General features: G+C 57.7%; 13 protein-coding genes. 10 read left to right on the forward strand and 3 right to left on the reverse strand.

Translation table 11 applies throughout. The features are described from left to right. Positions 1-46 precede the first annotated feature (46 nt). Positions 47-1,060, reverse strand: coding sequence for a GlxA family transcriptional regulator (locus FIU85_RS21020; protein ID WP_152498388.1), 1,014 nt, complete (start codon positions 1,058-1,060; stop codon positions 47-49). A gap of 99 nt (positions 1,061-1,159) precedes the next feature. Here FIU85_RS21020 and FIU85_RS21025 point away from each other — a divergent pair, with 99 nt between their 5' ends. From FIU85_RS21025 to FIU85_RS21040, 4 genes are read left to right on the forward strand one after another with little or no spacing between them, the layout of a single operon-like run. Beyond that, positions 1,160-2,110 (forward strand): ABC transporter substrate-binding protein, encoded by a 951-nt coding sequence (locus FIU85_RS21025; RefSeq protein ID WP_152498389.1) that lies wholly within the window; start codon positions 1,160-1,162, stop codon positions 2,108-2,110. 16 nt (positions 2,111-2,126) lie between these two features. Then, complete coding sequence (locus FIU85_RS21030) at positions 2,127-3,182, forward strand: glycine betaine/L-proline ABC transporter ATP-binding protein (protein WP_152498390.1); 1,056 nt, start codon at positions 2,127-2,129, stop codon at positions 3,180-3,182. Further along, complete coding sequence (locus FIU85_RS21035; RefSeq protein ID WP_152498391.1) at positions 3,179-5,251, forward strand: proline/glycine betaine ABC transporter permease; 2,073 nt, start codon at positions 3,179-3,181, stop codon at positions 5,249-5,251. Before FIU85_RS21030 ends, FIU85_RS21035 begins: the two co-directional genes overlap by 4 nt. Positions 5,252-5,283: 32 nt before the next feature. Next, positions 5,284-6,279, forward strand: a complete 996-nt coding sequence (locus FIU85_RS21040; RefSeq protein ID WP_152498392.1) for a GlxA family transcriptional regulator — start codon at positions 5,284-5,286, stop codon at positions 6,277-6,279. 301 nt (positions 6,280-6,580) lie between these two features. Here FIU85_RS21040 and FIU85_RS21045 read toward each other — a convergent pair whose 3' ends face one another. After that, positions 6,581-7,834 carry an MFS transporter gene (locus FIU85_RS21045; RefSeq protein WP_152498393.1) on the reverse strand — a complete coding sequence of 418 codons (1,254 nt, stop codon included), beginning with the start codon at positions 7,832-7,834 and terminating at the stop codon, positions 6,581-6,583. 559 nt (positions 7,835-8,393) lie between these two features. Here FIU85_RS21045 and FIU85_RS21050 point away from each other — a divergent pair. From FIU85_RS21050 to FIU85_RS21060, 3 genes are read left to right on the forward strand one after another with little or no spacing between them, the layout of a single operon-like run. Further along, positions 8,394-9,158 carry an amino acid ABC transporter substrate-binding protein gene (locus FIU85_RS21050; RefSeq protein WP_152498446.1) on the forward strand — a complete coding sequence of 255 codons (765 nt, stop codon included), beginning with the start codon at positions 8,394-8,396 and terminating at the stop codon, positions 9,156-9,158. A gap of 8 nt (positions 9,159-9,166) precedes the next feature. Continuing rightward, a complete protein-coding gene (locus FIU85_RS21055) occupies positions 9,167-9,841 on the forward strand; it encodes an amino acid ABC transporter permease (protein ID WP_152498394.1) in 675 nt (224 codons plus the stop codon). Next, a complete protein-coding gene (locus FIU85_RS21060) occupies positions 9,838-10,569 on the forward strand; it encodes an amino acid ABC transporter ATP-binding protein (RefSeq protein ID WP_152498395.1) in 732 nt (243 codons plus the stop codon). The genes FIU85_RS21055 and FIU85_RS21060 overlap by 4 nt, the downstream gene beginning before the upstream one ends. Before the next feature lie 423 nt (positions 10,570-10,992). Here FIU85_RS21060 and FIU85_RS21070 read toward each other — a convergent pair whose 3' ends face one another. Beyond that, positions 10,993-12,129 (reverse strand): helix-turn-helix domain-containing protein, encoded by a 1,137-nt coding sequence (locus FIU85_RS21070; RefSeq protein ID WP_152498396.1) that lies wholly within the window; start codon positions 12,127-12,129, stop codon positions 10,993-10,995. Between the two features lie 56 nt (positions 12,130-12,185). Here FIU85_RS21070 and FIU85_RS21075 point away from each other — a divergent pair, with 56 nt between their 5' ends. The 3 genes from FIU85_RS21075 to FIU85_RS21085 are packed head-to-tail and all read left to right on the forward strand — an operon-like array spanning position 12,186 to position 14,105. Then, entirely contained in the window at positions 12,186-12,995 is an 810-nt protein-coding gene (locus tag FIU85_RS21075) for an isocitrate lyase/phosphoenolpyruvate mutase family protein (protein ID WP_152498397.1), read from the forward strand. A 24-nt stretch (positions 12,996-13,019) separates the two neighbouring features. Continuing rightward, positions 13,020-13,667 carry a DsbA family oxidoreductase gene (locus tag FIU85_RS21080; RefSeq protein WP_152498398.1) on the forward strand — a complete coding sequence of 216 codons (648 nt, stop codon included), beginning with the start codon at positions 13,020-13,022 and terminating at the stop codon, positions 13,665-13,667. Positions 13,668-13,721: 54 nt separating this feature from the next. Next, positions 13,722-14,105 carry a VOC family protein gene (locus tag FIU85_RS21085; protein ID WP_152477412.1) on the forward strand — a complete coding sequence of 128 codons (384 nt, stop codon included), beginning with the start codon at positions 13,722-13,724 and terminating at the stop codon, positions 14,103-14,105.

Below are 14,105 nucleotides of genomic sequence, written 5' to 3' on the forward strand. Positions count from 1 at the left end.
AGATCGACACAGACAAAACTCGATTCGCCGTGGCGCAGCAGTGTTGCTATTCGCTGCGCCGGTGCATCGGCCAAGCCCGGAATTCGAACGGCACACGACCCTCTACTCGGTCCGTGCGCGGCGGCAGCCCGAAACGTTCACGGTACGCCCGGCTGAAGTGAACCTGGCTGGCAAAGCCCGACGCAAGTGCCACCTGCGACAGCGGCATTTCCGTCTGCGTGACAAGTCCACGCGCTCGATCCAGCCGGATGTCTCTGTAATAGAGAGATGGCGTCTTACGGACATACTCGCGAAACAGCCGCTCTAGCTGACGTTGAGAGACACCAAGTTGCTTGCTGATATTTTCGATAGACAAAGGCGTCTCGAGGTGATTCTCCATCAAGGCAATGGCCCGCTTCACTGTCGAGGGTGCGGTATTGCCCAGCGGCTCAAGATCCCCGGCATGCTGCTTTGTCCCCACGGGCCGCACACTTTGATGAAAAATATATCGCGCGGTCGCATTTGCGATCTCGTCGCCATGTGTGCCGCGCAGTAGATTGAGAGCAAAATCTACCGATGCGCTACCTCCACAGCACGAGACTCGATTACCGTCGTATACAAAAAGTTCCTCCGATATCTCGCAGTCGGGATACATCTCGCCAAACGCATCAATATGTTCGTAGTGAACCGTGGCGCGCCGCCCCTCGAGAAGCCCGGCTTCGGCAAGAATGAACGCACCTGTGTCTAGGGCTCCCAGCGTTGCACCTTGGCGTTCCCATCGCCAGAGCATGGTATGAAGTTGCGTGCTGCGGTTGGCTTCCGGAGTCCAACTACTCGATATAATCGCGATATCTGGCCGGCTTTCTCTCGCGTCCGATAACTTCTGCGTATTGATCGTCATCCCGTTACTGGCGGTACATGCACCGCCCTGTTCGGACAGGATCGACCACCGGACCAGCGCCTTTCCCTCCAAATAATTCGCGGCGCGAAACGGGTCTAGAAAACCGGCGGTCGCCGACATGTTAAAATGCGGAGTCGTGACCACAATCACATTCAGCATCGTGTCGGAGAGCAGCTTCATACGACGACTCATGTTAAAAATCAGTCGAAAATACATAAACCCAAAAGGTGTTCGTCGCCACAATCAATTAATCAAAAACATCACGACAGGGAGAAAACAATGCGCGCGACGACACTGGGTATCGTCCTTTCGACCGCCGCCGGCGTGGCGAACGCCGCCGAACTTGGCGCAACCGACGAACCGATCAAGCTGGCAATCAATGAGTGGACCGGACAGCATATCACGACCCATATCGCCGGTGAGATGCTGAAGGAAGCAGGCTACGAGGTCGAATACACAACCGCGGGGTACATGAACATGTACCAGGCAATGGCCGATGGCGAGATCCACGCAGCGCTCGAGATTTGGTCTTCGAACGTATCTGATGACTATGCCAAACAGCTGGAGGCAAATACCCTGACCGAGATTGGCGATCTCGGCCTGGAAGCAAAAGAAGGTATTGCATACCCATCGCATGTGGCGGAGCTGTGTCCCGGCCTTCCAGCTTGGGAAGCTCTGAAAGACTGTGCGCAGCAGTTTGCGACTGCCGAAACCATTCCAAATGGTCGCCTCGTGGACTACCCTGCCGATTGGGGCACACCTGGCGCAGACAGAATGAGCGGCTTTGGTCTTCCGTTCAAGGCCGTGCCTGCAGGGTCAGAAGGTGCCCTCATTGCAGAACTTCGCGCATCCACCGAAAAACAGTCGCCACTGCTGATTACGTTCTGGCAACCGCACTGGGCCATGGCCGCCTACGACGTGGAATTCGTTGAATTGCCCGAAGGCAACGAGCAGTGTTTTGAAGATGCATCCTGGGGAGTGAACCCCAATGCCACTCATGACTGCGATTTCGCGCCGACACGTATATTCAAGGCCACCTGGGCGGGCTTCGAGGACAAGTGGCCCGCCGCCTACGAAATTCTCAGCGAGTTCCAGCTTTCGGTCGAAGTGCAGCAACCGCTGATGGGAGAGGTGGACGTCGACGGTGTCGCCGTCGAAGAAGTCGTTGCAAAATGGATGGCCGACAACGAAGACCAATGGCGCCCCGTCGTCGACGCGGCCACACCTTGAACGTTCGGACGTGGTGATGACCCAAAATGATGCCACCCGGCCTGCCATTCGGTGCAACTCCGTCTGGCAGGTCTTCGGATCCGGAGCCCGAGACCATCTGGACAAGGCACTGGCCCAAACCGGTCATGATCCCGAAGCTGCCGCGCAGTCCCTGCGCGGCCTGCGCCTCGTTCCAGCCGTACAAGATGCAACCTTCGACGTCCAGAGTGGTGAATTGTTCGTCATCATGGGGCTTTCGGGGTCGGGAAAGTCAACATTGATACGCTGTATCTCCCGCCTGATTGAAGCGACGGGCGGAGAAATCCTCATAGACGGCGACAACATCTTGGAAGCCAGCAAATCCCGCATGACCGAGCTGCGCCGGGGCAAGCTTGGTATGGTGTTCCAGCATTTCGGCCTGTTCCCGCACATGACAGTCGCCGAAAATGTTGCGTTTCCGCTCAAGATGCAGGGCCGCGCCAAGGCGGACCGCGTCGAGCGCGCCCACGAAGTCCTGGAGCTCGTGGGACTGGCCGGACGCGAGAAAGCATACCCCCGCGAGCTCTCGGGCGGTCAGCGCCAGCGTGTCGGGATCGCGCGGTCCCTCGCCGCCAACCCCGATATCTGGTTCTTGGACGAGCCATTTTCCGCGCTCGACCCGCTTATCCGCCGTCAGCTTCAAGACGAATTCGTCGAAATCCAGGCCAGGCTGAAAAAATCCATCGTGTTTATCACACACGATATTGCCGAAGCGCTCAAGATCGCCGACCGGATCGCGATCATGCGCGACGGCAAAATCGTGCAGATCGGTACGCCCGCTGAAATCGTGCTCAACCCGGTTGATGATTACGTCCGAGAATTCTCCAAGGATGTGGCCAAGGGGCGGCACGCCCGGGTCCAATCGGTCATGCGACCCGTCAACGGAGTCATTCCGGATGGTCCGGCCCTGCGGCAGGACATGACACTCGAAGCGGCACTCGCAACCTGTATCGCCAAGTATGCGCCCGTTCCGGTCCACGATGCCGGTGGCAACCTTATTGGCACGGTCGATCCCAGCGATCTGGCATCTGCACTTCAAGCCGAGGATCCATGACAATCCAGAGTGATATCGCCACAGTGCCCGATGGTCCGCGACGCCTCAGTCGTGGTGCCCTTGCAGCGCTTATCGTTCTTGCAACCGGAGCGATTTGCATGGCGCTGACACCTTACCTTCCGTGGCTCGTGAAGTTTCCCGAGGCATGGACACTCCCCGTCACCGAATGGGTGGATGCTGGCGTCGGGTGGTTCCTCAACCTGATCAAGCCACTCGCCAGGGTGTTCACATCACTTTTGACCTATCCGATGGACTGGGCAAACGCGTTCTGGACCCAGACTCATTGGCTCACCATCGTGGCGGGGATCACCGCCCTGGGATGGTTCATTGGCGGCACCGGCTACGCCGTCCTTGGCCTGATCGGAATGATCTTCGTATTGGCGACTGGTTATTGGGTCGAGGGTATGCGTACGCTGGCACTCGTCACTGTTTCCGTCCCACTGGCGCTTATCGCCGGCGCGGCCACCGGCATCTTGGCGAACGAAATTCCCCGTTTGAAACCAGCGGTTCAGGCGACCCTCGACGTTATGCAGACAGTCCCGACATTCGCCTACCTCACACCGCTCCTCGTTCTTTTCGGCTTCGGCCCGGTCGTCGGCCTGATCGCATCGGCAATCTATGCCGCACCGCCCATGGCGCGAAACGTGCTACTCGGCCTTGAGCGGGTCGAGCCCGACATCAAGGAAGCGGCAGTCATGAGCGGTGGCAACCGCATTCAGCAACTGTTTCTCGTCGAACTCCCTTCGGCAAAAGCACAGATCATGGTGGGCGTGAACCAATGCCTCATGGCAGCCCTTAGCATGGTCATCATCGCGGCAGTCATTGGCGGCTTCGACGATATCGGCTGGGAAGTTCTGCTGACCATGCGCAAAGCGCAGTTTGGCCCCAGCCTTTTGGCCGGGTTCGTGATTGTCGTCTTCGCGGTGATCATCGACCGGATGAGCGGCAAGCTTGCCGAGGACCAGCAACGCCACGACATCCGTGTCGCCCTCGCGCTATTCCTGCTCGGCGTCGGCGCCGCGCTTGTATTCGGCGGGATCATTCCGGAAAGCGGCACGATCAATCTTCTGCAACCAGTTGCGGGCTGGCTTGACAGCACGCTGTCGAAAGTCCTCGCTGCAAATGCAGCGACACTCGACACCATCAAGAACGGGGCGATGTACTACGTCCTGCTTCCTCTACGTATCGGGTTCGACGGCGCTGTCCTGCCATTTACATGGGGCTTTCAATGGACATCCCCGTTGAGCGCGGCATTTTTTGCCGGCGCAGTCATCCTCGCGATCCTTGGCATCCTACGCGGAAAAATAACGCTCGGTCTTGTGATCTTCATCCTGGCAGGCGTCTTGGAAACCGGCATCACCGACCTCCCTTGGCCGTTCGTCCTGATCGCCGCGGCCATGATCGGTTGGGTCGCGGGCGGACGAAGCCTCTCGGTATTCTCGGCACTTATGCTTGCGTCCATCCTATTCAGCGGGCTTTGGGACCAGGCTCTGCTTTCGATCTACCTCTCGGGCGCGTCCGTTTTCACGTGCGCCCTGCTCGGCGGCGGAATCGGCCTGATCTGCGCGGTCAGTCCCTTTGCATGGCGCGTGATGCGACCTGTCTGCGACATGCTTCAGACCATTCCGCTCTTCGTTTTTCTCATTCCGGTTCTCATGTTCTTCCAGATTGGCGAGTTTTCGGCATTCCTTGCGATCTGCCTTTACGCGATTGTTCCGATGATCCGCTACACGCGGCACGGCTTGATCAGCACCCCGGACGAACTCGTCGAGGCAGCCGTTTCCTCTGGCGCAACGCAATGGCAGACACTCTTTGAAATCCGCCTCCCCTACGCTGTCCCGACAATCCTCTTGGGGCTGAACCAGACAATCCTTTACGCATTCGCAATGCTCGTAATAGCAGCCCTTATCGGTACGACTGGTCTTGGCCAGTCGATCTACTTGGCGCTTGGTCAGGCGGATGTCGGTCTCGGTATTACTGCCGGTGCCGCGATGGCTGTACTTGCGATGGTGGCCGATAGGCTCGTTCAGGGGTTCGCAACGGAAAAACGTCGCGCCCTCGGGCTTTGAATAAAATAGGCAGTCAATAGCAGCAGCATGATATGATAAAGAACTGGATACCGCGCGGGATCGCATTCTGCGAATTCGATCAGGAGTTCCAAACGGAAAGCTTCACCTTCGTGTTGCTGCCCGAATTCTCGATGAATGCCTTCAGTTCCGCCGTCGAACCACTGCGTCTCGCCAATCAGCTGACGGGCAAGGAAATATTTCATTGGCGTTGCGTATCGGAGGACGGACAACCGGTAGAATGTTCCAATGGCGTTACCGTCGGAGTGAACGGAACCATGGACGATATTTCCACCACCGATGCCGTTCTCGTATGCTCGGGCGTGAACCCGGAAAAAAATGCTTCGAGAAAGGTCGCCGACCAAATCCGACGCCTGTGGCGGCAAGGCCAAACAGTTGGCGGCATATGCACGGGCGCCTATACATTGGCGCAAGCAGGCATCCTGCAAGGCAGCGCGTTCACACTGCATTGGGAAAACCTTCTCGCGTTTCAGGAGCGGTATCCCCAGCTCGAAGCGTCAGATCAAATCTATACCTTTGACCGACGGATTTGGACATGTGCCGGAGGCAGCGCCCCTACGGATATGATGATTTGCCGTATACGCCGGTGCTACGGCAGCCTGCTAGCGGGCACCATTTCCAGCATGTGTTTGCACGACGTTGCCAGGCACCACCAGCAAAGGCAAAAATCCAGCTTGGCTGCTACATTCAACGTTAAGAGCCGCAAGCTGATTGAGATCGCCGAGTTTATGGAAACGCATCTGGACGAATTGGGAAGCCTGGACGATGTTGCTTATCGTTTCGGAATATCTCGCCGCCAGATGGAAAGGCTTTTCCGAAAGTATATGGCGACTACGCCGAAGAAATTCGTGATTCTGTCACGGCTCTATCGCGCACGGTCGCTCATGTCCGAGACAAACATAAATGTCGCCGACGCAGCGGCCGCTTGCGGGTTCAGTTCCGCATCCCATTTTTCAAGAAGGTTCAAAGACATTTTCGGCGTTTCCCCGCAGGACTACTCTGCATCCTGAGGCGCAATTCTTCTAACAACTAACGAACCTTCAAATTGCCAACGCTGCGGTGCATCCTCGACAATCGGTCTTGCGTAGCGCCTTGAAGGAATATTCGGAAGGGTGAAGCGCGCTCTCCGTTGTGAAGGTCTCGGCCCGATCCGGCCGTTGATGGACACAGATATCGCTTTACTGAATTATCGAGATCTCAGGCATTCGTTGAGCTCACAGCATGATTTACACCCTCACAACGAAGCGCGGAGATCGCGTTCCAAACGCCAGACGGACGTCATGGCTGATTATAGACCAGTTGCGCGAGGGATCATTGATCGTTCTCATCCTCCGCATCTTGCTCGGTCGTCCACTCGGTTACGGCGGTCACGGCCACCTGCGACGCGTTCGGCGAAAGCGAAACATAGTCTCCCGCCTCGTCCGCAGGGGGCGCTGAGCGGACCGTCATGCGATAGGCGCACCAGGCGGCGATCGCGAGGAAGGTGCCGGCGATGAACAGCCAGAACCCATCATCGCCCATGAGATCCATCATCTGGCCCGTGATAAGTGGCCCGGCAATGGCGCCGAGGCCATAAATGAAGATCATTCCGCCCGACGCCGCGGGCATGTCCTCGAGCTCCAGATAGTCATTGCAATAGGCGATCAGCAGCGAATAGAGCGGCGAGGCCATGCCGCCCATGATGACCCCCGTGCCCAGCAGGACCGGAAAACTCGGACCAAAGAGCCAGGGGATCAGGCTGGCGACGCCGCCCACCACGGCGACTCCGAGGATCAGCAGACGCCGGTCGAAGATGTCCGACAGCCAGCCCACGGGCACCTGGAACAGAATGGAGCCAACGAAGATGGAGGCCACAAAAAGCGTGATCCGGCCTGTCGAAAGTCCGATCTCGCTGCCATAGACCGAGGCCATGCCGAGCTGTGCCGCGAACACGCCACCCAGCAGCAGTGTTCCTACCGTCGCGAGAGGCGAAGTGCGGTAGAGCCGCTTCAGGCTCATCGGCTTGATGTTTTCCGCAAAGGGCACGGGGCTGGCCGACAGCAGGATCGGCGCGAAGGAGAGAGACACCAGGATAGAGGCGACCGCGAACACCGTGAAGGTCTCGACGGGTATCACGCCGACCAACACCTGCGCGCCGACCATGCCAAAAGTCTGCGCCAGCATATAAGCCGACAGGATGGTCCCGCGCGTCGTGTTCGTCGCCTTGTCGTTCAGCCAGCTTTCGGCAGATACGTAGACCCCCGACAGACAGAAGCCCAGCAACAGGCGTATGAGCGCCCAGGCCCAGGGTTCCACAATTATCGGAAAGGCAATCAGGCCCGCGGACATGAAGGAGCCCAAAGCCGCGAAGACCCGCACGTGACCGACACTGCGGATGAAGCTCGACGCTATCCGAGAGCCGATCAGGAAGCCGGCAAAATAGGCAGAGGTCACGATCGACAGCTCGAATGTCGAGAACCCTTCCAGCCCGCCGCGCACGCCCATCAGTGTGGATTGCATGCCATTGCCGATCATGATGAGAAACACGCCGAAAAGCAGGGCCCAGACGTGCAGGATGACTGTCATTTCCGGACCTCGCGGCATTCGGGCGGCTGTTCACGGACCCTTGGGCCAGGCATCCGCGAGCGCACCCAACAGCTTCGGTTCCGCGATTGCAAGCGTAGATGAAATCGGTCAACGGCAATTATACGTCGTTATCTGGAAGATGATCGCTTTTCGCAGGCTTCCAGTCTTTCGGCGCTCTTCGCGCACCCACGTTAGATTGAGCACCCCCAACAGGCTCGCCGCGCTGCAATTTGCTCAATCACGCCTACGAGATCAATGCTTCGCGTGAACCAGATGAACAGCGCGAGGGCCGGGCTTACTGGTCATTGCCAATGCCGAGGTGCGCTGGACCAGCTCACGCTCAATTAAGTGGTACGTGAACTTCAGGTATGCAGCACTTGTTCCGTTCTGGGTTTTCCGAAGGGCATGGAACATTACACCCTACCTAAGATCTTTCAGGGAACCAAAGTGCGCCGGAGGTATTTATCGCGTGGACAGCATCCTTTTTCCACCAGGTTGGTTGTGGGTCGACAATTGCATGGGCACGTATGCCCTTCAAACGGCCACAAGGAGCCAGAAAATGCTGAAACAGATTCTCCCCGCCATCTCCGTCGCAGCCGCCATCGCTGGTGCGCCGGTCTTGGCGCAAGACACCGAAACCCTGCGCGTTGGCATGTCCGGCGGTTACTTCCCCTTCACCTTCGTGCGCCAGGACGAATTGCAAGGGTTCGAAGTCGATGTGATGAATGCCGTCGGAGAAGAAGCTGGACTCGAGATCGAGTTCGAGACGATGTCCTTTTCGGGCCTCATTGGAGCGCTTGAAGCAGAGCGGATCGACACGATCGCAAACCAGATCACGATCACACCCGAGCGAGAGGCCAAGTTCGCCTTCACGCAGCCCTACGTGATTGATGGCGCTCAGGTCGTGACGCGTGAGGGCAACTCGGAGATCGAAGGCGTCGAGGACCTTTCTGGAAAGACCGTTGCCGTCAACCTCGGCTCGAACTTCGAGCAATTGCTGCGCGATCTGCCGAACGCCGATGAAATCGACATACGGACGTATGAGTCCAACATAGAGCAGGATACGGCGCTCGGTCGTGTTGATGCCTTTGTGATGGACCGCGTTTCCTCGGCGCAAGTGATCGCGGAGAGCCCTCTCCCGCTGGAACTGGCGGGCGCGCCATTTTCCGAAATCCGCAATGCGCTCCCCTTTCGCAGCGACGAGGCGGGTCAAGCCATGCGCGACCGAGTCGATGCCGCGCTGACCAGTTTGCAGGAGGACGGCACGCTGGCCGAGATTTCGCGCAAGTGGTTCGACAGCGATATCACGAAACCGGCGGAGTGAACTGAGACATGCGGGCACTTGACCTCGACTACATGCTCGGGCTGGTGCCCGTTATTCTGGGCTACGTACCGCTCACCTTGTTTATGGCCGGGGCCGGCATGGTGCTGGCGCTCATCCTCGGGTCGCTTCTGGCGGTTGAACGGGTATTTAAGGTGCCGGTTCTGGACTGGCTGGTGATGCTTTTCATCAGCTTTTTTCGCGGCACACCGCTGCTCGTTCAACTCTTCCTGTTCTATTACGGGCTGCCTCAGGTGTTGTCCTTCCTGACCCAGATCAATGGCGTGACCGCGGCGATCATGGGGCTGACGCTCCACTTCTCCGCCTACATGGCAGAGAGCATCCGCGCGGCCATTGCAGGCGTCGACCGCAGCCAATGGGAGGCCGCGCAATCCATCGGTATGACTCAGGGCCAGATGATGCGCAGAATTGTCCTTCCGCAAGCAACACGGATCGCCGCGCCGACGCTGGTCAACTACTTCATCGACATGATCAAGGGCACCTCGCTTGCCTTCACTCTGGGCGTGACCGAGATGATGGGCGCAGCACAGAAGGAGGCGGCCGGGAGCTTCCTCTATTTCGAAGCCTTCCTCGTGGTGGCAATCATCTATTGGATCATCGTCGAGATACTGAATCAGGGTCAGCAACGGCTCGAGATCTGGTTGAACAAAGGATACGTGCGATGATCAAGATCGAGGGACTGACCAAGCGCTTCGATGGCACACCAGTGCTGGACAACATCGACTTGACGATTGAAGAGGGTGAGCGCGTCGTCGTGATCGGACCATCGGGCACGGGCAAATCCACATTGTTGCGCTGCGTCAACTTTCTCGACCGGCCGCAATCCGGCACCATCTCGATCGGCGGCCTCACGGTGGATACGGCACGTGCATCGCGCGCCGATATCCTTACCCTTCGGCGCTGCACGGCATTCGTGTTCCAGAACTATGCCCTCTTTGCCAACAAGACCGCCAAGCAGAATATCATGGAGGCGCTGATAACCGTCCAGAAGCGTCCCCGAGACGAGGCCGAGCGTCGCGCAATGGAGGTGCTGGCCGAAACAGGGCTGGCCGAGAAGGCAGACAGCTACCCGGCGGCCCTTTCAGGCGGGCAACAGCAACGCGTCGGGATCGGCCGCGCCATGGCACTTGATGCGTGTTTGATGCTGTTTGACGAGCCTACCTCTGCGCTTGACCCCGAATGGGTGGGAGAAGTCCTCGACCTCATTCGACGGGTGGCCGAGCGTCGTCAGACCATGCTGATTGTAACCCACGAAATGCAGTTCGCGCGCGAGATTGCGGATCGCGTCATATTCATGGATGGGGGGCGTATTGTAGAGCAAGGTCCGCCCGAGAAAGTGCTGGGTCAGCCAAGAGATGAGCGGTTGAAGCGTTTTTTGAGAAGAGTGAAGTGAATGCCCAGTCGCAAATGGACGACCCTGCATCAAGTATCAGATGCCACATCGCACGTGTGTACCTAGTTGTTTGGTATGAGGAACAGGTGTGAAAGATAGCCGGTAGACGCTTGTGTAGGATGCCTGAATTTCCATGTAAAATATTCCCGCGTTGCCATTCACTTGGGTTGCGATCAGCGCCATCAGTGACCCAACCACGACTTCGACCAACAAAACTATTCCCAATTATCGACAAGAAAAAGCAGGCTTTTTGGAAATGCTAAGCCTGCTTGCCTCGCAAAGGCCCCGGCTAAGCCATTAACGTAGCTGCTTTCGGTTGGAAGAAATCGGCCAATCTTTTCGGTTACCTCCGAAGCGAGACCGAACCATGATCACCGAACTGAAGTCCGTCTGCGATGTCTGGACGAAGATGCCGACTGAACGTCAAGCGCGGCTTTTCCTCGAGAGCACCATATGGGCCGATGATCGGTTCTGTCCCCGCAGGTCTTGGCCGAAACGGTTTCGATAATCTCGTGGACCGACACCGAGACGCCTGTCGAAGGCCAGATACAGCCCTTCAGACGAGGCGTAGCCACATTCGGCAGCAATACATGAGATGGATTTGTCTGTTTCTTCGAGCAGGTAGCGCGCATTGTCAAGACGGCATTGCTCGATGAACTGGCCCGGAGGCAAGCCGAATAGCTTTGAAAACGTGCGATTGAAGCTGCGCAGGCTGTAGCCGAACTGCCGCGCAAGGGTCTCAAGCCGAAGATCCTTGTCCAGATTTTTTCTGATGTGACTCTCGATGGGATGCAATCGCGCCTCATCATGGTCGGGGTTTGGCGCAGCGTTGAACTGCGCCTGATCTCCCGGGCGCCTGAAGAACACGACCATGGCCTGCGCGACCTTGCGGGCGAGTTCTGTGCCGAGATCTTCTTCGACAAGGGCGATGGCAAGATCCATGCCCGCAGTCGCACCGCCCGAAGTATAGACGTGACCGTCTTTGACGAAGATCCTGTCTTCTGTCAGGCGCACATTGGGATAGCGACTGCGAAAATCCTGCGCGGCGGCCCAATGCGTTGTGGCTTGACGACCATCGAGCACCTTGGCCTCTGCCAAGATGAAGGCGCCGGTGCAGACGCTGACGATACGCCGAACCTGTTTGGACATACGCGCGACCCAGGCGATGAATTCGCTATCCAACAGACATTCGTCGCGATCGTCGGCAGCCTGAAAGATAAGTGTGTCGACCGGGCCTTCGAGATCGGCATAGCCGGTGGTCGCGGAAATAGAGAGGCCTTGGCAGGCATAGATCTGCCCGGTCCCGCGCGACACGATTTCGACAGTGTAAGCTTGCGGATAACCAGCCTCCCGAAGAAAGAACCGAACTTCGGCAAAGACTTGTAGCAAGCCTATGTATTCCAGCGAGTCAGCGGCCGCATTCGTCGCGATAACGACGCGCTTTGGGCCGGCGGCCGTGCAAGGTTGGCGCCGCAGTCTTGGTACTTTGTAGGTTGGCATCCTTCTGGCCCCTGTTTGGCAAATTAAGAAGTTTGGCACGATCCTTATTCTATATGTCATTGCGCCACAATCCGAAGAACCCACATCGGAGGAGTAACTGACAAAGGAGGCCCACAATGCCGACACAACTGCAAAAAGCGGAAACGATGAAAGCTCTTCATGAAGGGTCCGAGACGTTCCTGATACCGGGCCCGTGGGACGTGGCCTCAGCCAAGGTGTTCGAGGCGCTCGGGTTCAAGGCTCTGGCGACCACAAGTGGCGGTCTGGCCTATGCGTTGGGAAAGCTCGACGGGCAAGTGACCCTTGAAGAGAAGGTTGCCCACTGCCGCGCACTGAGCGAGGCCACCAACATCCCGATTACGACGGATCTTGAAAACGGCTATGATGATGATCCAGAAGGCGTGGCGAATACCATTCGCCGCATTGCCGAAACCGGCGTGGCTGGCGGTTCGATCGAGGATTGGAGCGGCGAGGACATCTACGACTTCAACCACGCGGTCGAACGGATGGAGGCGGCAGTCGAAGCAGCGCGATCTCTCGATTTTCCGTTCGCGGTCATTGGCCGCTGCGAAAATCTCCTGCGCAAGAAGAACGACATGGACGACACGATTCGCCGATTGAAGGCCTATGAGGCTGCCGGTGCCGATGTGCTCTTTGCGCCAGGGCTGAGAACCCCCGATGAGGTCCGAACCGTTGTCCGCGAGATCACCAAGCCCCTTAGCGTCGTCGCGATGTCGCCGGAAATGACCCTTGCCGACCTGACCGAGGCAGGCGCCCGCAGGGTCAGCATCGGCGGGGGAATGGCCATGGCCGTCTACGGCACGCTGATCGATGGCGCCCGCGAGATGAAGGAAAAGGGCACGTTCAACTGGATGAAGGGCATCACAGCGGACAACGCGATTGAGCCGCTTTTGAAAGGCCAATAACCCATGAAATACGAAAGGCTCAACATGACCAAGGCCGTTCATGTGGATATCGTATCCGACATGGTGTGTGTGTTTTGCGTGATCGGGTATCACCAACTGGCGCGCGCCTCCAAAGATACCGGAATTCCGCTCCAGATCCAGTGGCACCCATTCGAGCTCAACCCCTGGATGGAACCGGGCGGTGAGAACCATATCGAATACATGGCCACGCGATACGGTGTCCCGGCAGAAAAAACCTGGCAGATGCGCCGCCAGCTGACCGAAGTTGGCGCCGACCTCGGGTTCACCTTCAACTTCACGGAAGAGACAAGGGTGATCAACACGTTCAAGGCGCATCAACTGATCGACTGGGCGTCGGATCAGGACCTCGGTCAGGAAGTGACCTTGGAAATCTTCAAGGCATATTTCACCAATGGCGAAAACATCGAAGATCACGATGTTTTGGTGGCGGCAGCGGCGAAAGCCGGTCTTGATCCGGACGCGGCCCGTGCGGCTCTACAGTCGGAAAGCCACGCCGAAAGCGTCAGGGCCAAGGGAGCGTTCGCAAAATCGCGCGGTGTCTCGGGCGTTCCCAGCATGATTTTCGAACACAATCACATGGTCAGCGGGGCGCAAGGGGCGGATGCCTATGCCCGGATTCTGCGCCGCCTGACAGAACATCAGGCGGCATGATTCCATGTCGGACGCATCGTTCACTGACGAAACAGGAAATGGAAATAGCGATACATGATTGCCCACGCCCATCTTCACGTTAGCGATTATCAGAAGTCAAAGGCCTTCTACACGAAGGTGCTCGCCACCCTTGGGTACACTAACAACATGGAAGTCGGCCAAGCGGCCGGCTTTCACGATGGCAAGAACACCGATTTCTGGGTTCTGAAAGAGGATGTCGTTCCAACACACCTGGCGTTTGAGGCCAAAACCAAGGACGAGGTTCACGCCTTCTACCAGACTGCGCTGGCCGAAGGGGCGACCGACAACGGTGGCCCCGGCTATCGGGAAGCCTATTGGGCCGGATACTATGCTGCCTTTGTCATCGACCCCGACGGCCACAACATCGAAGCCGCCTACTGGGACTATGAAAAGGCCGGTGAGCAGAGGCCCGCGTAA

The sequence above is a fragment of the Roseovarius sp. THAF8 genome (assembly GCF_009363735.1).
Classification (GTDB): domain Bacteria; phylum Pseudomonadota; class Alphaproteobacteria; order Rhodobacterales; family Rhodobacteraceae; genus Roseovarius.